Origin of the sequence: Tolumonas lignilytica (assembly GCF_000527035.1) — a bacterium.
Taxonomy (GTDB): Bacteria; Pseudomonadota; Gammaproteobacteria; order Enterobacterales; family Aeromonadaceae; genus Tolumonas; species Tolumonas lignilytica.
Map to the genome: position 1 here is coordinate 199083 of NZ_AZUK01000001.1, position 22389 is coordinate 221471.

18 protein-coding genes are annotated in these 22389 nt (G+C 45.2%); 6 read left to right on the forward strand and 12 right to left on the reverse strand.

Translation table 11 applies throughout. The features are described 5' to 3' along the window. Positions 1-9: 9 nt before the first annotated feature. The 8 genes from H027_RS0100895 to ctlX form a co-directional block, all read right to left on the reverse strand. Positions 10-1035: an arginine N-succinyltransferase gene (locus H027_RS0100895; RefSeq protein ID WP_024870656.1), complete on the reverse strand. Its 1026-nt coding sequence runs from the start codon at positions 1033-1035 to the stop codon at positions 10-12. A 6-nt stretch (positions 1036-1041) separates the two neighbouring features. Then, entirely contained in the window at positions 1042-2250 is a 1209-nt protein-coding gene (locus tag H027_RS0100900; RefSeq protein WP_152536681.1) for an aspartate aminotransferase family protein, read from the reverse strand. 110 nt (positions 2251-2360) lie between these two features. Next, positions 2361-3344, reverse strand: coding sequence for a GlxA family transcriptional regulator (locus H027_RS0100905; RefSeq protein ID WP_024870658.1), 984 nt, complete (start codon positions 3342-3344; stop codon positions 2361-2363). A 37-nt stretch (positions 3345-3381) separates the two neighbouring features. Next, positions 3382-4155 (reverse strand): histidine ABC transporter ATP-binding protein HisP, encoded by a 774-nt coding sequence (gene hisP, locus H027_RS0100910; RefSeq protein ID WP_024870659.1) that lies wholly within the window; start codon positions 4153-4155, stop codon positions 3382-3384. A 17-nt stretch (positions 4156-4172) separates the two neighbouring features. Next, entirely contained in the window at positions 4173-4889 is a 717-nt protein-coding gene (locus H027_RS0100915) for an ABC transporter permease (protein WP_024870660.1), read from the reverse strand. After that, positions 4886-5572 carry an ABC transporter permease gene (locus tag H027_RS0100920; RefSeq protein WP_024870661.1) on the reverse strand — a complete coding sequence of 229 codons (687 nt, stop codon included), beginning with the start codon at positions 5570-5572 and terminating at the stop codon, positions 4886-4888. The genes H027_RS0100915 and H027_RS0100920 overlap by 4 nt, the downstream gene beginning before the upstream one ends. A gap of 52 nt (positions 5573-5624) precedes the next feature. Next, complete coding sequence (locus H027_RS0100925) at positions 5625-6404, reverse strand: ABC transporter substrate-binding protein (RefSeq protein WP_024870662.1); 780 nt, start codon at positions 6402-6404, stop codon at positions 5625-5627. Positions 6405-6952: 548 nt separating this feature from the next. Continuing rightward, on the reverse strand, positions 6953-7876 hold the full coding sequence (gene ctlX, locus H027_RS0100930; RefSeq protein ID WP_024870663.1) for a citrulline utilization hydrolase CtlX: 924 nt from the start codon (positions 7874-7876) through the stop codon (positions 6953-6955). Positions 7877-8068: 192 nt separating this feature from the next. Here ctlX and H027_RS17335 point away from each other — a divergent pair, with 192 nt between their 5' ends. Together H027_RS17335 and H027_RS0100940 are read left to right on the forward strand one after the other, a co-directional pair. Further along, positions 8069-8533 carry an Lrp/AsnC family transcriptional regulator gene (locus H027_RS17335; protein ID WP_038149122.1) on the forward strand — a complete coding sequence of 155 codons (465 nt, stop codon included), beginning with the start codon at positions 8069-8071 and terminating at the stop codon, positions 8531-8533. A gap of 99 nt (positions 8534-8632) precedes the next feature. Beyond that, positions 8633-11329, forward strand: coding sequence for a putative bifunctional diguanylate cyclase/phosphodiesterase (locus H027_RS0100940; protein ID WP_024870664.1), 2697 nt, complete (start codon positions 8633-8635; stop codon positions 11327-11329). A gap of 295 nt (positions 11330-11624) precedes the next feature. On the opposite strand, the gene H027_RS0100950 is transcribed toward H027_RS0100940, so the two are convergent. Both H027_RS0100950 and helD read right to left on the reverse strand, forming a co-directional pair. Further along, the gene (locus H027_RS0100950) at positions 11625-12821 is read right to left on the reverse strand and encodes an MFS transporter (protein ID WP_024870665.1); all 1197 of its coding nucleotides are present in this window, start codon (positions 12819-12821) and stop codon (positions 11625-11627) included. Between the two features lie 106 nt (positions 12822-12927). After that, positions 12928-14988, reverse strand: a complete 2061-nt coding sequence (gene helD / locus H027_RS17340) for a DNA helicase IV (RefSeq protein ID WP_024870666.1) — start codon at positions 14986-14988, stop codon at positions 12928-12930. 373 nt (positions 14989-15361) lie between these two features. Here helD and H027_RS0100970 point away from each other — a divergent pair, with 373 nt between their 5' ends. From H027_RS0100970 to H027_RS0100985, 4 genes are all read left to right on the forward strand, one after another. Then, positions 15362-16882 carry an ABC transporter ATP-binding protein gene (locus H027_RS0100970; protein WP_024870667.1) on the forward strand — a complete coding sequence of 507 codons (1521 nt, stop codon included), beginning with the start codon at positions 15362-15364 and terminating at the stop codon, positions 16880-16882. 6 nt (positions 16883-16888) lie between these two features. Then, positions 16889-17959, forward strand: a complete 1071-nt coding sequence (locus H027_RS0100975) for an ABC transporter permease (protein WP_024870668.1) — start codon at positions 16889-16891, stop codon at positions 17957-17959. Next, positions 17952-18878: an ABC transporter permease gene (locus H027_RS0100980; protein ID WP_024870669.1), complete on the forward strand. Its 927-nt coding sequence runs from the start codon at positions 17952-17954 to the stop codon at positions 18876-18878. The genes H027_RS0100975 and H027_RS0100980 overlap by 8 nt, the downstream gene beginning before the upstream one ends. Positions 18879-18960: 82 nt before the next feature. After that, on the forward strand, positions 18961-20037 hold the full coding sequence (locus H027_RS0100985; protein WP_024870670.1) for a BMP family ABC transporter substrate-binding protein: 1077 nt from the start codon (positions 18961-18963) through the stop codon (positions 20035-20037). Positions 20038-20155: 118 nt separating this feature from the next. Here H027_RS0100985 and H027_RS0100990 read toward each other — a convergent pair whose 3' ends face one another. After that, positions 20156-21346 carry an amino acid aminotransferase gene (locus tag H027_RS0100990; protein ID WP_024870671.1) on the reverse strand — a complete coding sequence of 397 codons (1191 nt, stop codon included), beginning with the start codon at positions 21344-21346 and terminating at the stop codon, positions 20156-20158. A 106-nt stretch (positions 21347-21452) separates the two neighbouring features. Beyond that, entirely contained in the window at positions 21453-22367 is a 915-nt protein-coding gene (locus H027_RS18210; protein WP_024870672.1) for a hypothetical protein, read from the reverse strand. Positions 22368-22389: the final 22 nt, after the last annotated feature.

Below are 22389 nucleotides of genomic sequence, written 5' to 3' on the forward strand. Positions count from 1 at the left end.
GAAGAGCGGCTAATGTTCAGGTAACGGCAACCAGCGAATACGACTGCCCGCGTCCACCTTTAATGCTTCGGCGTGTTCCGGCTTCAGGCAGAAGGATGACGAGTTCATTGCTGGAATGTGGGTTACGATGGCACGAAAACCGATCAACTGATCATTGATAACCAGCCCTAGCTGATCAGTCATTTCCGGCATACCAATCTCCACAGTGGCAACCTTGCTCTGTTGCCAGCTATACAGCGTATTGCGACGCGCCGTGACAATCGGGCCCGCATCAAAAATTTCGACGAAATTGTCGGCCTCGAATCCGTCGCCAGAGAGTATCTCGAACTGCAATTCCGCATCAGGATGAACCAGCCCCATCACGGCTTGTGCTTCTTCATTCAGCAGCGATACATACAGCGGATGATGTGGCATGAGTTCCGCAATAAACGTTTTATTGCGTGTGCCGTTGTAATACTCAACCTGGTTGTAGTCGATCCCGAAAAATTTACGGCCCACATGCTCCCAAAACGGGCTATGCCCCGCTTTATCAGCAATGCCCGGTAATACCGCGAGCAGTGCCTGAGAAAAACGTTCTGGATGTTGTGCGATAAAAAGTAGCCGCCCCAATGACAGTAGTTGTGGCAAATGGGTATTACGCAGTGCCGGTGTGATAAAGAAAGAACAAAGTTGGGAATGATCACTTAATGCATGCGTCAACGTCAGCGCATGCACTCTGTTATGCACTTTTAAGGCACGGGATGAATGTACAATCACGTCATTGCGATAGGCGTAAAAAGGATCAAGATAACCCGCTTGAGCCACGATAGCTGACGTACCCAAGAGTTGCCCGGTAGCCGTCTCTTCCAGCACAAAAAAATAGCTCTCTTCAGCAGGCATCATGACATCCGACTGCAAAGCCGACAGCGATTGTTCTACTTTATCCAGCAGATTTCTCCGGTGTGCTGGCAGGGTGCACACCATCGGGCCACTGGCTTCGGCTAAACGTTCTATCTGAGCTAAATCGGCCATTGCCGCCGGACGCATGATGATCATAACTATCTACCGCTTGATCACACGGACCAGCGCACGGGCAAAACGGGTTAATCCTTCCTGCACATCCGCTTCTGAGATGATGAGCGAAGGTGCAAACCGAATCACATCCGGCCCGGCAATTAGTGCCAGTACGCCTTCTTCCGCCGCTGCATTGGTGATTGCTTTCGCTTGACCGGCATAGGCTGCAGTTAACTGACACCCCAGTAACAAGCCTGCCCCCCGAATATCACTGAATACGTCATATTGCTGATTGATCGCTGTCAGGCCATCAACAAACCATTGGTGACGTTCTTGTACACCGCTTAAAACTTCCGGGGTATTGATGATGGAAAGCACCTTATCGGCAACCGCGGACGCAAGCGGATTGCCACCATACGTTGTGCCGTGGCTACCGACAGATAATGCTTTAGCAAATTTATCGGTTGTCAGAATCGCTCCTATCGGGAAGCCACCACCTAATGCTTTTGCTGTGGATAACACATCCGGCACCACACCATATTGCATGTAGGAATAGAGCGAACCAGTGCGGCCAACGCCGGTTTGCACCTCATCAAAAATCAGCACCGCATTAAATTGGTCACATAAATCGCGCAAACCTTGCAGGAGCTGCGGATCGGCGGGGATCACCCCCCCTTCACCTTGAATCGGTTCAACAATGACGGCGCAGGTTTTGTCGGAAATGATGGCTTTGGCGGCGGCCAGATCGTTATACGCTACGTGATGAATGCCACCCGGTAACGGAGCAAAATCTTTGGAGTATTTAGGTTGCCCACCGGCTGAAACGGTGAACAGCGTACGACCGTGGAACGCATTCTGGAAAGCAACAATTTCATTTTTATCGGCACCAAACGCATCGTGTGCATATTTGCGAGCTAATTTCAGCGCAGCCTCGTTGGCTTCGGCACCGGAATTACAAAAAAAGACTTTATCGGCAAAAGTGGCATCAACCAGTTTTTTTGCTAACGCCAACACGGGTTCGTTGGTGTAACCGTTGCCAATATGCCAAAGTTTATCCGCTTGCTCGATAAGTGCTGCTTTTACGGCAGGATGAGCATGCCCCAATGCATTGACGGCAATACCGCCTGCAAAATCAATGTAGGATTTTCCTGTTTGATCCCACACCATGGAACCTTCACCTTTTACCGGAATAAACGGTGCCGGAGAGAACATAGGAATAATATATTCATCAAAATCGTGACGCGTTATCTGACCCATAGCCATATCTGCCTCGATATTATTTATTTTTGAACTGAAAGAGATATTAAAGTGTTCACGTTGATTATAGTTATAAAAAAACGACGCTCATTTATATTTAAACCACCGACTCAACTCGCCTTTAATTTATTATTACGTTCATCTCTCGGTGTTAGATTAAAAAAAGATTTATAAGCACTCGAAAAATGAGGGCCACTTGAAAAACCACAACTCAACCCTATTTGAATGATCGACTGACTGCTGGTTAATAAAAGTTGTCTGGCTCTTTTTAGCCTCAACTCTAGATAGTATTTAGCCGGCATATTGCCAACATAGCGCTTAAACAAGCGTTCGAGCTGTCTGCGGGATAAATTCACTAATTCTGCGATTTCTTCTGTCGCCAATGGTTCTTCCATATTTTGTTCCATCAGCTCCATGGCCAGCGTCAGCTTCGGCTGTGTTTCCCCACCCAGATTATGCAGGGGAATACGCTGCCGCTCGTCGGGCAAGCGCATACGGTCAATGCATAAATATTCAGCCACCAGAGCGGACACTTCATTATCTTCATATTTTTCAATTAGATAGAGCATAAAGTCCAGATTAATTGCCTTTCCGGCACAGCTCATTCGTTGTTGTGACGTTTCAAAAAGATGAGGTGTTACGTGAAGATCATGGTAAATGTCACTCAACTGGTCCAACGCCTGCCAATGCACTGTCACTGGCTGATCGCGAATTAAACCTGATTCCGCCAGCCAGAATGCCCCCATATCAACACCGATCAACATTAATTCTGGTTGGCACCCTGCGCGCTGCAGAAATCGTTTTATCCGAATATCTATTTTTTTTGTTGGCTGAATTTCACTGATCACCATTAATATATCTAATGATATTGAATCCTCTATTGAATATTCAGCATTAATATTCACTCCATTTTTCAATTCAATTTGTTTGTCATCTCTGTCTGCAACAAAGACGAACTGATATTTATTTTCTCCAATAACTTTATTAGCCTGAATAAATGGCTCCTGAATGGAGCCCAGCGTAAAAAAAGAACATGGAGAAACAATGAACAGTCCAATTTTAACTATTGGCTGCGTTGTTGAATTATTTGACATGGCAATTTAACCGGCAGGTTAATTATGCATATTGATTTTATTTTAATGCACCAGACAAAAATTGTTTAAGCCGTTCGCTTTTAGGATTGCCAAACAATTCATTCGGATGTCCTTCTTCTTCGATCTTTCCCTGATGCAGAAAAATAACATGATTTGACACATTTCTGGCAAACCCCATCTCATGGGTTACCACAATCATCGTTTTCCCTTCTTCTGCCAACTTCTGCATAATTTTTAAAACTTCACCGACTAGTTCCGGATCAAGTGCCGATGTCGGTTCGTCAAAGAGCAATACTTCCGGCTCCATCGCTAATGCACGGGCAATCGACACGCGCTGCTGTTGCCCACCAGACAGATGGGATGGATATTTCTTTCGTGCCAGCTCATCAATACCTACTTTTTCCAGATATTTAATGGCCCGGTCTTGCGCTTCATCCTTGCTAATGCCTAACACCTGAATGGGTGCCGCCATGACGTTTTCCAAAACAGTCATGTGATTCCACAGGTTGAAGTGCTGAAACACCATCGTGAGTTTGGTACGTAGCAGTTGCAATTGTTTGCTATCCACCACCTTTAACTGGCTATCTAAATCACGCACCATGCGGATCTCTTTACCATTAATGTAAATCGAACCCTCACTGGGTTTTTCCAGAAAGTTCATGCAACGCAAAAAGGTACTTTTGCCTGAGCCAGAGGAGCCAATAATACTGATCACATCTCCCGCTTTAGCCTGTAAGGAAACCCCTTTGATAACCAGATGATCGCCATATTGTTTGTGCAGCTCTTTCACCGCCAGTTTACAGTCCTGCATATAAATTCCTTTTCCTGTCAGTGAGATGAAACAGGTTTAAGATGACGTAGCCAGTGTTTTTCAGCACGTTTAAACAGTGCCACCAGCAAAAATGAAATCATGAGATAAATGACCGCCGCGATACCAAACGCATGGAATGATTTATAGGTGGCAGCATTAACGTCCCGAGCGATCTTCAAGACATCAGGCACCGTCGCCGTAAAGGCCAGTGAAGTTGCATGCAGCATCAGGATCACTTCATTGCTGTATGTTGGTAAGGCTCTGCGTAATGCGGAAGGTATAATGATGGAGGTATAAAGTTTCCAGCCGGAAAAACCATACGCTCTGGCAGCTTCCACTTCACCGTAATTCATTGCCCGAATTGCCCCGGCAAAAATCTCTGTGGTATATGCGCAAGTGTTCAGAATTAGCGCCAGAATGGTACAGTTGTAGCCGCTGCGAAAGAACCAGTTCAAAAACTCGGTATTCCTTACGCCTTCCAGCGTGTACACGCCTGAATAAAACACCAATAACTGCACATAAAGCGGTGTGCCACGGAAGATGTATGAATAAACCCAGACCGGCATCCAGAGCCATTTCTTACTGGAAACACGCGCGACCGCCATCGGGATGGAAAGAAAAAAACCAATTGTTACGGAAATAACCAACAACCACAGGGTTACTGCAATACCTGTAAAATGATAGCCATCCGACCAGAGGAAGGCTTTGCCATAACTGTTTAAAATATCAATCATAGTGCCGCCTTTCGATGTCCCACTTCGTAACGACGCTCTAACCATAAGAGCATCAGATTTGAAAGCGTGGTGAAGAACAAATAAACAACCGCAGCCACAATCGTGAATAAAAAGAAGTGATACGTCCCCTTCCCGGCATTTTGAGTGGCCTTCACCACGTCGGCTAACCCAATGATCGAGACCAGGGCCGTTGCTTTCAACGTCACTTGCCAGTTATTAGCTATTCCTGGTAATGCAAAACGCATCATTTGTGGAAATAAAATAATCCGGAATATTTGCCACGGAGAAAAACCATATGCCACGCCAGCTTCTATCTGTCCTTTGGGAACAACCAGAAATGCACCTCTGAATGTTTCGGTGAAATAAGCACCATAGATAAAGCCGATCGTTAAAACCCCTGCAATAAATGGGTCTATATTAATTTGCGACATACCCACATATTCAGTTAGTGAATTTAAAGTAATTTGCAATCCATAGAAAATTAATAACATCAGCACTAAATCAGGGATACCACGAATTAAAGTGGTATATATATCCGTGATAATAGCAATCCATCTGTTACCAAATAATTTTGCACTGGCGCCGATTAAGCCAAGAAGAATGGAAACTATCACTGATAGAAATGCCAACTCAATGGTAATCAGTGCACCTTGTAATATTATGGGGCCATATCCGTACAGCATAATTACTTTCCTGATATGGGCAGGTGACAAAATCACCTACCCTTTTTCATGCTTATTTACCGTAGATATCAAAATCAAAATATTTTTTCGCGATGGTTGCATAAGTACCATCTTTAATCATGGCGGCCAGGGCTTTATTCAATTTCGCTTTTAATGCGCCATCTTCCTTGCGAAGACCAATACCAGCACCCACACCAAAATATTTCACTTCATTAACTTCAGGACCAGCAAACGCAAAACCTTTACCCTGAGGTTGCTTCAGGAAGCCTTCATTGGCAGCCACCGCATCCTGAAATGCAGCATCCAGACGACCATTCACCAAGTCTGCATAAACCAAATCCTGCGTTTGATACGCAACAACATCGACTCCTTTCTGAGCCCATTGCTCTTTTGCGTAAGTTTCGGCGGTGGTTCCCTGGAATACCCCTACACGTTTACCTTTTAATGATGTCAAAGTAGGTTGCAGTGTTGAACCTGAAGCAGCCACTAAACGAGCCGGTGTTCCATACATTTTATCTGTAAAATCAATCTCTTTCTGGCGTTGTTCGGTAATAGACATAGAAGAAAGAATGGCATCAATTTTTTTAGCTTTTAATGAAGGAATTAAGCCATCAAAATCCCCTTCTACCCAGGTACATTTTACCGCGATGCGCTTGCAAAGCTCATTACCCAAATCAATATCGAAGCCCGCCAATTTGCCGTCCGGTGTTTTTACTTCAAATGGCGCATAACCAGGTTCCACACCCAAACGGATATTTTTAAGATCAGTGGCATAAGCAGAAAACGCAGCGGATGCAGCCAAGACACAAGCAAGTTTAAGCACTTTATTCATAATGGTTCGTCTCTATTAGTTGGTGAGATGTTAATACAATTACCGGTCTCATAACTGCACGATGTATGCCAGTTAATTTGTTATAACTTGATATATTTATATTCTGGATATTTACATCAATAATATGCATGACTAATCAAATTGAAGCATTTTATGTAAACATCTATTCAATAAATACCCGCTCTGATTTTTGCTCCCATCCAAACAGAAAAACGCATATCGATTTATTTTGGTGCAAAAACTAACCCTAATAGGGCAAAAACACAAAATGAAGCAATAAAAAGGAAGATTGTGATTCATATACGAACCGAAAATGAATCATTTTGAAACAAATTCGCACCAATTCCACACTCAAAACACATGAGTGATAACAATAAGATTTGCGACATATATTTACAGATATGCCTCAATTTTTTAAAAAACAGCCCTAGAGAATGATTATTTAAAAACAAAATAATATTAATATGAATAATTATTGACTCAATTGATTTATACAATACTGAGCCAATAATATAATTTCATCTGCTATAAGTTAGACATGTTCATATTTATTGGAAATTACGCAGCGGTAGGTGTATTTCGGCGATCATGCAACGTGCACCACCGCCACCCAATATCTCAATAGTATCCAGTTTGGCAATCACCGGCTTTACATGGGTAGTAAGCAGTGTTTGCTGAGATAGACTTAATGCATCCCAGGCTCTTTGTGACATGGCCATTATTGGTTCGCCCGCCTTATTGTGTAACTCAAGCACATTTCCGGCGAAATGAAGGGTTTGATGTAGCGAGATATCTAAAACACTTTTTCCTGTCTGTTTCAGTAATTTCACCAATGCATTCCGTTCATCTTCATCACGAATCGCTTCCAGACACACCACAGCCAGAGTTCGCCCGATACTCATCATCACATTGGTATGATAAATATCCCGTCCTGCCGCATCCTGAGCCGTAAACCAGAATGCCTGATAGTCGAGCAGCCGGGAGAATTCAGCCATGACGGATGTATGACTCCGGGACGAACGACAGACATATGCAATGCGATGTTCGCGATCCAGCACCAGAGACCCGGTTCCCTCTAAAAACTGATTGTTTGATTCAAATGACGAGAGATCAGTGATCTGCTGAATTTCAAATCTCTCTTTCAGTTTCTGCAAAAGAGAGAGATTGCGTTCTAAACGACGATTAACTGCCTCCATAGGATAAAGTACGACGGCACCATCATCATGAAAGCTCACCCAATTATTCGGAAAGATCGAATCAGGGGTATGATATTCAACAGAATCTTGCTCAACGGTTACATCAATACCCGCATCACGAAGTTGTCTGACATAAGCATCGAATTCTTTCACTGCTGCATCGTGTGATGATGCAGAATGTTCTCCCGGTTGTTGAAACGCATTACTTCCTGTCGTTTCCCGATTACATTCAAACCGGCTAGGACGAACTATCAATATATGTTGGGTTGTTTGCATGACTTATGCTCAAATTAACGAAGTGATGCAGACTATTTTGCAGATTTGCCCTTCGTCATTTCGGTTGTATTCAGCAATATGGACATGCAATTTCAGGCAAAACAGCGGCCCCGACAGCCGATTCCGCTGTTTAGAGCAAATAATCTGAACACCGATTACATATCGGCTTGAGCAAGATACAGGTGAACAAACGTGACAACATCTAACTACAAGTTGGATCGCATTGATCAAAAGATCATTGAAATACTAAAACTTGATGGAAGAATCAGTTATCAACGGCTGGCTGAATTGGTTCATCTCACACCCCGGCCATGTCAGGAACGGGTACGCAAACTGGAACGTGTCGGCGTGATCCGAGGTTATACTGCGTTGATCGACGAACCTGCGCCGCCTCAAAATGGCGTAATTCTGCAATTGCAGATCGCTCTGGCCAGTCAAAGTGGCAGAGCAGCGCAAGCAGCATTCGAGGCTGAAGTCAATCAGCGCGCTGACGTCTTGGCCTGTTGGTTAGTGAGTGGCCCGTTTGACTATATGCTGCGGCTGCGTTGCACCGACATGGACGCCTACCGAACCATCAGTAATACATGGTTGAGTAACACCTCTTTCAAGATCGAAAAAATCATTAGCAGCCCGGAAATGCAAACCGTAAAAGAGTAACCAGCCACATTATTAACACGCAAATAACATGTATTGTTAATAATATCCGACCGGGTCTGCCATACTTGCCAGAACACTTACTATAAGGTATCGAGCTGTATGCTAAAGAATCCTCGTAGTCGTTTTATCGTATTGGCTATATTAGGTTATGTGATCCTCTCGCTAGCTTGGATTTTTCTGTCAGACCGCCTGTTATCTCTCTTTGCCAGTAAAGATGCCTTGTTGTGGTTTTCGACATTAAAGGGTGTCTTTTTTGTCATAACATCAGCCACCGTATTTTTCTTTGTCTTACGTGCTGTTCCCCCGGAAGCACCACCGACCCAACAATCGCGTTTTTTCCTGAGTACACTTTTTGACGGTGTAGCTCATGGCAAACAATCGCAACTCCTCATTTATGGATTCACCCTGCTGATTTCATTTCTCATGCTTGGGCTGCGAGCCGATCTGCCAGTGATGGTCGCGGAGCGTCCGATGATGATCTTTTTTATGTTTCCCATCATTCTGAGCGCATTAATAGGCGGTTTGCTACCCGGGCTACTGGCCACCATTCTGCTCGTGGCTGGTGTCGATATGGCGTCTATTCCTCACCTGCATGAGCTGAGTCATGTACCCTATGTCCAACTGCAATGGGCCTTTTTGGCCATCAACGGCATTGCTGTCAGCGTATTGAGTTATTTGCTGCACAGTGCCATCGCCAAACAAATCTCTGATCGTCATTTACTCTCGGCAGTCGTTTCTGGTACTTCCGACGCCATTTTTGTCAAAGATCTCAATAGCCGTTACATTCTGGCCAACACGGCAGCGGCTGAATTTGTAGGCAGAGCACATGATCAGTTAATCGGATTTGACGATTACGCATTATTTTCTGAAGCAACCGCCCAAGAACTCATCGCCAAAGATCAGGCCGTCATTGCCGCCAAGCAAGTGCAGACAAAAATTGAAAATTTGACAACGCAAAATGGTCAAGCATTCACCTTTCTGATTACGAAAGGGCCGGTGTTTGATACAAACGGAAATATCGCTGGGCTGTTTGGTATTGCACGCAACATCACCGAGCAGAAACAGTTAATTCAGCAAATTAAAATCAGCGAAGAACGTTTCCAACTGGTGGTCGAGGCGATTAGCGATGGCTTCTGGGATTGGGACATCTGCGCTGGTACCGTCTATCGTTCCCCACGCTATCTTGAAATGATCGGCTATTCTCCGGATGAAGATACCCATGATTTTGCTTTCTTTGAAAAATTAATCCATCCGGAAGATCGGGCTTATGTTCTGCAAAATATTGAAGACCATAAGCAAGGTAAAATATTGTCGCTAGAATTCAGTTTTCGACTTATTACGCATTCTGGAATGCTGAAATGGGCCCGCATCAGTGGACGAGCTCTTTTACGCGATCCTCAGGGCAATGCATTGCGAATAATAGGCTCGATTGCCGATATCACCGAACATCAAGAACATGAGGCAGAACTGGATCGTGTCGCACATTATGATCCACTCACTGGGTTACCAAACCGTCGACTCCTTTCTGATCGACTCAACCAGGCCATCATCCGCTCCGCAAGGAAAAACTCCTCCTGTGCTGTCTGCTTATTTGATCTGGATGGTTTCAAAAATATTAATGATCGGTTCGGTCATCTGGTGGGCGATCAATTGCTGATTGCTATCACGCAGAATCTGAAAGGTGTCTTGCGTGCTGATGACACACTGGCTCGATTAGGCGGCGATGAGTTTGTCGTCCTGCTCTCCGAAATCACATCAGCAGAAGATTGCACCCTGATCTTGGACCGGATACTAAAGGTTATCAATCAAGAGAGTCAATGTGGTGATTACATGCTGCAGATTTCCGCCAGTATCGGTGTCAGCCTGTATCCAGAAGATAATGTAGATCCCGATACCCTACTTCGTCATGCCGATCAGGCCATGTATCTCGCCAAGGAATCTGGAAAAAACTGCTATCAACTGTTTGATCCGGTAAGGGATCAAAAGGCACAACAGCATCGGAACCTGATGGAGCAATTGCATCATGGTTTACTGCATGGGGAATTTACTCTTTTTTATCAACCCAAGGTTGACCTGACAGATGGCAGAATTATCGGTGCCGAAGCCCTTATCCGCTGGAATCATCCGGAACGCGGGTTGATGTCTCCCGCTGAATTTCTTCCGTTCATCCATGGCAGCGAATTAGAGATTACCTTTGGCGAATGGGTCATTGATCGGGCCCTTGCGCAAACCGCTATGTGGTCAACGCAAGGAATAACCACTCGGGTCAGTGTCAACGTCAGCGCAAATCACTTACTTAAACCCGGTTTTAGTCAGTATCTTCAAACCGCACTCCATAAATACCCCAGCGTATTGCCGGTGAATTTTGAATTGGAAATTCTCGAAAGTGCGGCGATCGCAGATATGGAGCAAGCCATCGCTATTTTGCATGATTGTCGGAAATTAGGTGTGCATTTCTCACTCGACGATTTCGGTACGGGTTATTCCTCTCTGACTTATTTGCGTCGCTTGCCTGTTGATACGTTGAAAATAGATCAAAGTTTTGTGCGCGACATGCTGGAAGATAACGATGACTTAGGCATCGTCGAAGGTGTGATTCAGCTTGCCTCTGTTTTCAACCGACACGTCATAGCAGAAGGAGTGGAAACACTTGAACAGGGTAAAAAACTGGGACAACTGGGCTGTAACCATGTGCAAGGATATGGCATTGCCAAACCCATGCCAGCAGATCTTTTTCCGCAGTGGTGTGCAGAATGGAAAGACAGCAAGCTTTGGCTCGCAACCCAGCCAGATTAAGAGTAGCTGGCAGCAAAAATAAACCCAGCAACATGGCTGGGTTACGGGTGGCAACGAATCAGAAACTGGATACGACTATTGAGGATGTTTTTTCTCTCGTTTAATGGCCTTTTTTTCCTTGTGCGTCATCATCGGTTTTTTCTTCTGTTCTTTATTGCTTTGCCATATTTTCCCCATGATCTTGCTCCTTATGTGTACTGTTCGATCGCAAGTACACTTTCAGTATAGATCGGGTTTTTCACCTTGAAATGAACTCGGCAAGAAAGCGCAACACATCATCCATTTACCCCCAAAATTATTTTTTCATTGAAGGTAATAACGCCGTGATCACCCCCATCAACGGTAACCACCCACAGAGCTGATAAACATATTCAATGCCATACTGATCGGCTAATTTCCCAATTAGGGCAGCCCCAATACCTGCAACTCCAAATGCAAAGCCAAAAAACAGCCCGGATATTGTGCCTACCCGACCTGGAACCAATTCCTGCGCATAGACAAGAATGGCGGAAAATGCGGATGCCAGAATAAAACCGATGATAAACGACAGAACAGATGTCCAAAACAAATCAACATGCGGTAACGTCAATGTAAACGGCGCAACGCCCAAAATAGAGAACCAAATGACACGTTTACGCCCTACTCTGTCACCAATCGGGCCGCCCAATACGGTGCCTGCTGCCACCGCAAATAGAAAAATAAACAAATGATACTGCGCCGTTTGTGCATTCAGCCCAAAGTGATGCATCAAATAAAACGTATAATAGTTCGTCAAACTCGCCAGATATAAATATTTGGACGTAATCAGTAACAATAATATGCCAATCACAACCGCGATCCGGTTACGAGACAGCGTCATGGGTCGTGTCGTCACTGACTGTTTCTGACGACGATGTTGTACGCGATACCAATTTCCCACCCGCCAGAGAACAAACATCGCAAGCAACGCGGCTAATGAAAACCACGCTAAACTGCCTTGCCCGAAAGGGAAAATGATCAGTGCAGCCAGCAATGGCCCTGTCGCGGTGCCGGCATTTCCTCCTACCTGGAAGATTGATTGCGCCAGACCATGCTGCCCCCCCGAAGCCATTCGTGCAACACGCGATGACTCAGGGTGAAAGATAGAAGAACCAAGCCCCACCATCGCCGCCGCGATCAGCAATAACGGATATGTATTCGCGTGGCTCAATAACAGCAAGCCCGTACAGGTTGACCCCATTCCCAGCACCAGTGAATATGGCTTGGGGTGTTTGTCCGTATAAAAACCCACCATTGGCTGCAAAATGGAAGCTGTCAACTGATAGGTCAGTGTTAAAAATCCAATCTGCGTAAAACTCAGCGCATAGTTACCTTTCAGCAGTGGGTAAATGGCAAATATCAGCGATTGGAGCATGTCATTAAGAAAATGCGAAAAACTGATTGCGCCCAGCACCTGAAAGCGCGTGCTATTCGTCTTGATGTCAGAATGCGTAAGGGATTGAGTCTCGTCCATACCATTATCGATACATATGAATAATCGGAGATCCAGTCTAGCGCTAAATAACAACTAAAGCGCATCTTTGTTTGATTGGATCACGATTAGCTTTCATATCAATGTCTTATGAAAGTGGATAATGCTGGCTGATCAATTCATGAATAAAAGGAGAGGCATCATGAGAGTTATATACCAGATAAACCCGATTTTTTGCCCGGGTTAATGCCACATAGAATAACCGTCGTTCTTCCGCATAAGGGTACTTTTCTTGCTCCGGCAGCAAAAGAGCCAAAACCGGATCTGTCTCCTTCTGACTCGGAAATCCATATTTCCCGTTATTCAAACCTAAAACTATGACGTGATCTGCTTCTTTTCCTTTCGAAGCATGTACTGACATAAACTGAATATCCAACTGCGGATATTGCTTTCCGAGCTGAGCAAACGGGATGTTGTCTAACATAAAATTAAACCGGGCGAGCACGGCTACCGTGATCTTTTTATCTGACGGCGCAAGTTCTTGTTGCACAATAGAAGTTAATGCACGTTCGAGACCCTGTTCCGGCTTTGATGAATCAATTAATGAAATAGTCGGAGAGTTAACTGTTGTCACGGAACGAATCTCTTTCGGAATTTGTTCCGGGTTTTGCCGTATAAATGTAGAAGCAACATCACCAATCTGGTTATTAAAACGAAATGTCAGATCCAGCGTTGTCACTGCGGTGGCACCAAATAAAGCACTGAATCGACGGGTAATATTAATATCACTCCCCGTAAATCGATAAATCGACTGCCAGTCATCACCAACCGCGAACAATACCGCATCTTCCTTCTGCGCCAGCAACGCCTTCAACAAACGAGCCCGATCCTGACTGATATCCTGAAACTCATCCACGAGGATATGCCGATAGGGTGACACGAATCGACCAGACTCCACGTACTTGATCGCCTTCCCGATCATATCGGCAAAATCAATTTCATTGCGTGCGCTTAAATATTGCTCATACCGCATCAGAACCGGTGAAAACAGTGATAAGAACACAGAGGAACGGGCAGCCTCTTTCTGTTTTTTCACTCTCGCGGTCAGTTCACTCAATGTTTGCTGCGACTGCTTGAATAACACCAGAAACTCAAGCATCAACGAGGAAAACTCGCTGGTTTGTTTTAATGCACCCTGGCTATCACAAAATCGATAAACCTGTTGTTGATATGATGGTTCGGCCATCAACTGATCAATGGTCTGATTGATAAATTGTGAAAACGCCGCTCTATTTTCGGCAAAGAGCGTGATCTGTGGCCATGCCCCCTCCACGGTACCGATAATTTCCAGTCCAAGAGCATGAAAGGTTTTAATAACCGGCGTATTTTTTAGTTTTAACGGCTGTAAGCATTGATCCTGACGTAGCTGCATTTCCTCAGCCGCTTTTCTCGCAAACGCCAGCATCAGAATGTGCTCGGGTGCGGCCTGTTCAGATGCAATCAGATATCCTGTCCGTCCAATCAGGGTGCTTGTTTTGCCTGTCCCTGCCCCCGCTAAAACCAGATTATGATCTTCCCCGGTAATACACGCCTGACGTTGCGCCAACGTGAGCGGATTCTTTTCAATGCCGTCAAAGAATGACTGATAGCGCAGTAATTCTTGTTTCATAAATTTTGCATTACATCGTGCGACTTTACCTTCGGCTGCAGAAATAAAGTCCGCGAGATATTTCAGCGTTGGCGCATGCGCAGCAGAGGCAAATTGCTCACGTAAATGTTCTGAAGTTCGAGCAAGTAAATCACGGGCTTGCTTTATTATGTTCTGACTCTGGGAATGACGCCTGAACGTTGAGGCATCCAGAAAATGCCGGATCTCCGCTTTGAGCTGCTTCGCTTCCCGATACTCCAATTTTAATTGCTCTTGAATGTAGGTCGTGAATTGCTCAGAGAACGCTGCAAGAAAGCGTCGCAACTGCGATGAACTGAATCCTTTATACAGATATGTTTTCTTGGCTGTCGAAACGAACAAATGCGACCAAAACACGCGATATCTGATCTGTGGAATGGCATGCAGACGACTGAATGGCAGAATAATTTTCTTTTCACCATCAAAAATCTGTAGCCCTTTACGATGCAGACTCAATATCGCGGGCGGATGTCGTAAAAAGAAATTGGTGAACCCGTTGTTTTTGATTTCGTAACTATTCATTTCATTATTCTGTCATTTCATCATTCTTGTGCTGAAGCTGCGTCCAAGATACCACGACAAAACAGCAACAATTTATCGAGTTGGCCTGTAATCTGCTGTCTATTCCGCAGCAAGCGAAAAAATGCCATATTAGGCGTACATAATTTGTACACAGATAGCTGCTTATTCAATTAAAATACCGAAGCGTTGAAATCATGATATGGATCAACGCCAGTGCCAATCTTTGGCACAATATTCCGAGATTCATACCTCTGCATGGTGATTTTTTCGCTGATCAGTGAATTTACATGCAGAAAAAATGGCAAATTGGACAATTTTTTGCTTAACTCGCACATCAAATTTTTACACCCGCAAATGGAGTGTCGTAAAGAGGATGACAACGCATCATTACCAGCTTGAATTGTGGGATATCACGAAGCAATATCCCGGCTGTCTTGCGAATGACAAGATCAATTTGAAGCTCGAACGTGGTGAAATCCATGCACTATTGGGCGAAAATGGTGCAGGAAAGTCAACCTTGGTCAAAATCATTTATGGTTTGGTGACCCCGGACAGTGGCTCTGTCGTTTGGGATGGTTTGGAGTTACAAATTCGTTCTCCTTCTCATGCCCGCGAATTAGGCATCGGTATGGTGTTTCAACATTTTTCATTGTTTGAAACGCTGACCGTCACGGAAAACATTGATTTGTGTCTAACCCCGTCAATGCGGGAACAAATCGGTGATCTAGCAGGACGCATCCGTGAGCTGTCAGGAAATTACGGACTGAATATAGATCCAGATCGATATGTGTTTAGCTTGTCCATGGGCGAACGCCAACGTGTCGAAATTCTTCGGTGTCTGATACAACAAGTAAAACTACTTATTCTGGATGAACCCACTTCTGTGCTTACCCCGCAGGAAGTGGACAGCCTGTTTACGGTTTTACGTCAATTAGCCGCTGATGGCTGTACGATCCTGTTTATCAGTCATAAGTTGAAAGAAGTTACCGCACTTTGCCACAACGCGACCATCCTGCGTGGTGGGCGTGTGACGGGCACCTGTATTCCATCGAACGAAACGCCGGAAAGTATCGCCCGGATGATGGTAGGCGACAGTGCCATTGCTGAAACGTATGAACGCCGTTCCAGCAAAAAAATTAGTCTGGCCGTTAAAGACCTCTCCTATCCGGCACCGAACCCATTTGCCTGTGCTTTAAAGCAGCTCAATTTCTCATTGCGTGGTGGAGAAATCCTGGGCATTGCCGGTGTTGCCGGTAATGGACAAGAAGAGCTGTTAAGCGTGTTAAGTGGTGAATGGTTAAGCCCGCACAGTGATCAGATCATCATGAATGGCAAACCGGTCGGACGCTTAAAAGTTGGTAATCGCCGTCAACTGGGTATGGCTTATGTTCCCGCCGAACGACTGGGACATGGTGCTGCACCCAAGATGAGTTTACGAGAAAACCTGCTGCTGACAAACGCAACTCTAGGGTTAAAACGTTGGGGTTGGGTGAAATGGAATAAGGTATCTGAGCGCACTCGTGATGTGATTGAACAGCATCAAGTGAAATGTCATAACGAACATGCTCCTGCGCAATCGCTTTCTGGTGGTAACTTGCAAAAATTCATTATTGGTCGCGAGTTAGCACTCGAACCGAATGTATTTGTTTGCGCCCATCCGACTTGGGGTGTGGATATTGGTGCAGCCAATGCCATTTACCGTGAACTGATGGAACTTCGTGATCGAGGTGCGGCTATCGTTGTTATCTCTGAAGATCTTGATGAACTGTTTTTAATCAGTGATCGCATTGCAGCCTTATTCGATGGTTATTTGTCTCCTGTTGTACAAACGCAGGAAACAAGCACGAATCAGATCGGTCAGTGGATGGCCGGACAATTTCTGGAGCAGGAATAAACCACTATGTGGCAATTTCAACCTCGTACCTTTATCCCATGGTATCTGCAACTCATTTCACCGCTCATCGCGGTGTTTTTGACCATCTTGCTGGGCATGGGATTATTCAGTTTCCTGGGTAAAGATCCTTTTCATGCTATGCATGTCTTTTTCCTGAGCCCGCTTTCTGATGGCTATAATATGGGCGAACTGCTGGTTAAAACGGCCCCCATGTTGCTTTGTGCTATCGGGCTAGCTTTATGTTATCAAGCGAACCTGTGGAACATCGGAGCAGAAGGACAACTGCTGATTGGTGCTGTCGTTGGCAGTGCTGTCAGCCTGCAATTTAGCGATAGCGCAATCAGTGTCTGGCTGGCTTTGATCTCAGGGATTCTGGCTGGCATGTGCTGGTCTGGTATCGCCATTGCGTTACGCCAATGGTTCAACAGCAACATCATTCTGTCTACGATCATGTTGAACTATATCGCCCTCTACACACTGCAATGGGCCGTTCACGGACCGTTAAAAGATCCTGCCGGAATGGGTTTCCCTGAATCAGCCATGTTCTCCGACAATCAGCTCTTGCCGATCTTGATTGAGAATACGCGAGTACACTTAGGAGTGCTATTTGCGCTGCTGGCCGCAATTTTATGCTGGGTGTTATTACGTTTTACCTGGTTGGGTTTTCAGATCCGGGTCTTGGGTCATGATGAATCCTCTGCGCACTATGCCGGGTTCTCAATCCGCCGCTTGCGTTGGGGCATTATGTTGTTATCGGGTGCCTTGGCTGGATTAGCGGGTGCCTGCGAAGTCTCTGGCCCTATTGGGCAATTAGTCCCATCGGTTTCTCCTGGCTATGGATATGCGGCTATTATTGTTGCGTGGTTAGGTCGTTTACACCCTATCGGGATGTGCATTTCAGGCTTGTTCCTGGGTCTCATCTATATGGGTGGCGACATGGCACAGATAGACCTCGGTGTTCCAACAGCCATTACAGGCTTATTCCAAGGCTCACTGCTATTCCTGTTATTAGCAAGCGATTTCCTGTTGCGATATCGTCTGGTTAAAGTTAAATCAAAGGAAACTCAGCATGGATAATGAATTGCTTCTGCAAATTCTGACCGCAGCAATTAAGACAGGGACACCATTATTGCTGGTCGCATTAGGTGAAATGGTTTGTGAAAAATCAGGTGTTTTAAACCTCGGACAGGAAGGCATGATGCTGATGGGTGCGGTGTGTGGGTTTATCGCTGCCGCAACCTCTGGTTCTCTTATTTTCGGCGTGCTCATGGCCATGCTTGCTGGCATGCTGATGTCTCTCCTCTTTGGCGTGATCAGTATGCACCTGAAAGCGAATCAGGTAGCCACAGGGTTGGCTTTAACGATTTTTGGTACAGGGCTGAGTGCTTTTATTGGTTCAACCTATGTCGGTCAAACCGTGAAAGGTTTTCACGCTATTGTCGTGCCTGTTTTATCCAATATTCCTTTTTTGGGAAGTATACTCTTTAAACACGATCCGCTTATTTACTTGAGTTGGTTGATCACGATTGCCGTGGGCCTGTTTTGCACCAAAACACGCGGTGGATTGATTCTGCGTGCTGTTGGCGAGAACCCATATAATGCCAACGCCATTGGCCTGCCTGTTATGAAGGTGCGCTACATGGCTATCTTATTTGGCGGTGCCATGGCTGGTTTGGCTGGTTCATATATGTCGCTGGCTTACACACCGATGTGGATGGAAAATATGACTGGTGGTCGTGGCTGGATCGCATTGGCGCTGGTGGTTTTTTCTTCATGGAAAACCAAAAACTTAGTGTTGGGTGCTTATCTGTTTGGTATTGCCAGTATCATGCACTTGGTTTTACAAGGTTTAGGGATGAAGATATCCCCTAACCTGCTGGCGATGCTGCCGTATCTGGCTACACTGATTGTCATGATTTTTATTGGCTCGAATCGAATGAAGGAAAAACTTTCGGCACCCATGTCATTGGGTCAGACATTCGATTCCAGAGTTTAATTTTTCATTGATTACTTTTGCTGTGTGATTGATGAGCCGCAAGCTTTGCTTGTGTATCTTAAAAATAATCGGAGAAATACGAATGAAGACAAGGATATTTCGTTTACTTGCTGTTGCAGCGTTAACTGCGGGCTGTTCTCTGGCCGCTGTTGCTGATGAACCAATGAAAGTAGGTTTTGTTTATGTTGGTCCGGTTGGCGATCATGGCTGGAGCTATGAACACGATCGCGCCCGTAAAGAACTGGAAAAAGCATTGCCTGGTCAAGTTAAAACCACTTTCGTAGAGAATGTGTCAGAAGGTGCTGACGCTGAACGCGTGATCACGCAACTGGCAAAAAGTGGTAATAAAATTATTTTCACTACCTCTTTTGGCTTCATGAATCCAACGCTGAAAGTAGCGAAAAAATTCCCTAATGTCGTATTTGAACATGCTACCGGTTACAAACGTACGGCAAACGTAGGCACTTATATTCAACGTGCTTACGAAGGTCGTTATGTTGCTGGTGTTGCTGCTGGTCTGCTGACCAAATCCAATACGATTGGTTACATCGCCTCTTTCCCAATTCCTGAAGTGTACCGTGATATTGATGCTACTTTCTTAGGTGCCAAATCAGTTAATCCAAATGTAAAAATCAAGATTGTTTGGGTGAACTCTTGGTATGACCCAGGTAAAGAAACCGATGCTGCCAACGCCTTAATCGACCAGGGTGTTGATGTTCTGATGCAGCATACTGACAGCCCTGCACCAATGATGGTGGCTGAAAAACGGGGTATCCGTGCTGTAGGTCAGGCTTCTGATGTAGCAAGCTATGGTCCTAAAGCGCATATTTTCTCTATCCAAGACAATTGGGAACCACATTACCTGAAAACTGTGGAAGCAGTTAAAAACGGTACCTGGAAACCTCAGGATTACTGGGGTGGTTTTGCTGATGACGTAGTACGTCTGGCTTCTATTAACGACAACTTGCCAAAAAATGTTAAAGATGCCATTAACACTACTTATACCAAAATCAAAACTGGTGAGTTCAAACCGTTCACTGGTCCAATCAAAGACAATACAGGCAAAGAAGTGGTACCAGCAGGTCACTCTCTGACTGACGCAGAATTAGCCCAAATCAACTGGTTTGTTGAAGGCATTGATTCGAATATCGCTAAATAATTAGCGTGTAATTATCTATTACACCAAGGGAGCTTCGGCTCCCTTTTTTATTTCCGATCGGGCGTAAAAAAGGCCTCTGTTCAGAGGCCTTATTTTTACCTAATTCGCATTAGATAATTTAAATAACAGCAGCAATACCATCGATCAAGGCATCAATGTTGTTTTTAGTCATACCCGCAACACTGATACGACCAGAACCCACGATATAAATCGCAAATTCATTTTTCAGACGGGCAACCTGCTCTTTATTCAGCCCGGAGAACGAAAACATGCCGTTTTGCTGAGTGATAAAACTGAAGTCTTGTTGGATCCCTTTTGCCTTCAATTTTTGCACGAACAATTCCCGCATCTCCCAGATACGGTCGCGCATCATCTTCACTTCCTCAATCCATTCGGCACGCAAGGTTGTATCTTTCAGAACAGTGGCAACAACGGCGGCACCGTGTGATGGAGGATTGGAATAATTCGCCCGAATCGTTGTTTTTACTTGGCTGAATGAACGCAGGGCAACTTCACTGTCAGTAGTCACCACAGTGATAGCACCTACACGCTCATTATATAAACCAAAGTTTTTAGAGAACGAGCTGGCAACCAAAAGTTCTTTATTATATTTAGCGAACGTACGCAGCCCTGCCGCGTCCTCTTCGACGCCACGGCCAAATCCTTGATAAGCAAAATCAAAGAAAGGAAGCAACTGACGGTCGGCACAGAATTTTGCTAATACTTCCCATTGCTCTAATGACGGATCAACGCCGGTCGGGTTATGGCAGCAACCGTGCAACAGCACCACGTCACCAGCCACTGCCGCAGACAGCGATTCCAACATGCCGTTGAAATCCAGAGCTTTACTTTCTGGAGAATAATAACGGTATTCGGCAGTTTCCATACCAGCAACACCGAATACCTGGAAGTGGTTTACCCAGGTTGGATTAGAGATCCAAACCTTTTTAGAAACGCCCTGACGGAAAAGGAATTCAGCGCCAATACGCAATGCACCAGTCCCGCCCGGTGCTTGTGCCGTTTTCGCTCGTTTACTGGTGACGATTTCGTGATCAGCACCGAACAGCAGCGCCTGTACTAACTGACCATATTCCGCATTACCTTCAATGCTCAGATAGTTTTTGGTGGTCTCTGTTTCCAGCAGAATTTTTTCTGCCTTTTTTACACAATTGAGGATGGGTGTGGCGCCAGCTTCATCTTTATAAATGCCGACACCCAGATTGATTTTGTTACTGCGCGGGTCATTACGGAATTCTTCGGTTAAGCCCAGAATAGGGTCTGCCGGAGCCTGAGTCACCTTCTCAAACATGTTTCGTCCTGTTTTGTTTGGCTAGTTGGGGGATAGGCAATCATTCGCCTAGATTTGGGTATGTTATACCACCCGAAAAAGAGAGCGACCACCGCTTATTATCAATCTATGCTACATGAAGCCAGTTTTTTGCATATACCATCACTTGCTGGGGGAGCTTTTGCTGATTTTCAATTAGAAACTGCAAACTGATTTGTTGTTTACGCGACAACACAGCCAGTGGCCATTTCTCTTCTGTCATCAAAGGGTGCCCTAGCAACCGCAAATAATCTGGCCAATTTGCTGGTAAATACAATGACAATGGACGTTGTAACCGCGCTGCAAATTCTGCCGCCTGCAAAATACCATCGGGTGACAAATCACCTAAATGGCTCCATGGCATATCATGCATCAGAGCAAGCATAAATTGTTCTGCCAGATAAGTCGCTTTTATTGGCGCATGAATAAGTAACGAGTTTGGTGGCAAAGAGAGACTGACAAAAGTGTCTCGATTATCAACGGTAATAATGTGGTGCGGTTGACCATCTTTCCACAATATTTTTTTGATATCAGGAATCACACGCTCTGGAATGGCCACCTCTCCCCAGGCTCGTAATAACGCACTGATATCCAGAAGCTCGCCTGAGCGCATAAAGATACTGCACGGTAAATCACTGCGTAGCAGCAGGTAGCTGTCACGCTGCAATTTGATGTCGTGTTCGTGAATTTGTTCTTCCGAAATCACCCGTTCCTGATTTAACAAGCATGACATGATCCGGCTGTTACAATGTTCTGGTAACTGAATATCCAGTTGCTGAAGTATCAATTCAAGTGACGGAAGAGAATGAGCCATAAGTTGCTGACGGAATGTTTGCTCTCCTGTCTTAGTCAGTTGATATACACCCTCTCCCTGAGCCGTCACCCAGCCGTGTTGCAGCCAGATATTTAACTGAATAATAGCCCAACGTCTGCGTACTCTGACTTGCCGCTTAGTCAGCAAACGCTCAACCAGCGCAGCAGATGCAGTGTTGAGATCCGTCATATCTCTTCGCTTCCTGTATCCA

Bases quoted from the DNA above. Each gene is read 5' to 3' on its own strand.
- ctlX (WP_024870663.1), bottom strand. From the start codon at position 7,876: ATGCAAACAACCCAACATATATTGATAGTTCGTCCTAGCCGGTTTGAA.
- H027_RS0100905 (WP_024870658.1), bottom strand. From the start codon at position 3,344: ATGTCAAATAATTCAACAACGCAGCCAATAGTTAAAATTGGACTGTTC.
- H027_RS18210 (WP_024870672.1), bottom strand. From the start codon at position 22,367: ATGACGGATCTCAACACTGCATCTGCTGCGCTGGTTGAGCGTTTGCTG.
- H027_RS0100970 (WP_024870667.1), top strand. From the start codon at position 15,362: ATGACAACGCATCATTACCAGCTTGAATTGTGGGATATCACGAAGCAA.
- hisP (WP_024870659.1), bottom strand. From the start codon at position 4,155: ATGCAGGACTGTAAACTGGCGGTGAAAGAGCTGCACAAACAATATGGC.
- H027_RS0100900 (WP_152536681.1), bottom strand. From the start codon at position 2,250: ATGGGTCAGATAACGCGTCACGATTTTGATGAATATATTATTCCTATG.
- H027_RS0100990 (WP_024870671.1), bottom strand. From the start codon at position 21,346: ATGTTTGAGAAGGTGACTCAGGCTCCGGCAGACCCTATTCTGGGCTTA.
- H027_RS0100980 (WP_024870669.1), top strand. From the start codon at position 17,952: ATGGATAATGAATTGCTTCTGCAAATTCTGACCGCAGCAATTAAGACA.
- H027_RS0100950 (WP_024870665.1), bottom strand. From the start codon at position 12,821: ATGGACGAGACTCAATCCCTTACGCATTCTGACATCAAGACGAATAGC.
- helD (WP_024870666.1), bottom strand. From the start codon at position 14,988: ATGAATAGTTACGAAATCAAAAACAACGGGTTCACCAATTTCTTTTTA.
- H027_RS0100925 (WP_024870662.1), bottom strand. From the start codon at position 6,404: ATGAATAAAGTGCTTAAACTTGCTTGTGTCTTGGCTGCATCCGCTGCG.
- H027_RS0100895 (WP_024870656.1), bottom strand. From the start codon at position 1,035: ATGATCATCATGCGTCCGGCGGCAATGGCCGATTTAGCTCAGATAGAA.
- H027_RS0100940 (WP_024870664.1), top strand. From the start codon at position 8,633: ATGCTAAAGAATCCTCGTAGTCGTTTTATCGTATTGGCTATATTAGGT.
- H027_RS0100920 (WP_024870661.1), bottom strand. From the start codon at position 5,572: ATGCTGTACGGATATGGCCCCATAATATTACAAGGTGCACTGATTACC.
- H027_RS0100915 (WP_024870660.1), bottom strand. From the start codon at position 4,889: ATGATTGATATTTTAAACAGTTATGGCAAAGCCTTCCTCTGGTCGGAT.
- H027_RS0100985 (WP_024870670.1), top strand. From the start codon at position 18,961: ATGAAGACAAGGATATTTCGTTTACTTGCTGTTGCAGCGTTAACTGCG.
- H027_RS0100975 (WP_024870668.1), top strand. From the start codon at position 16,889: ATGTGGCAATTTCAACCTCGTACCTTTATCCCATGGTATCTGCAACTC.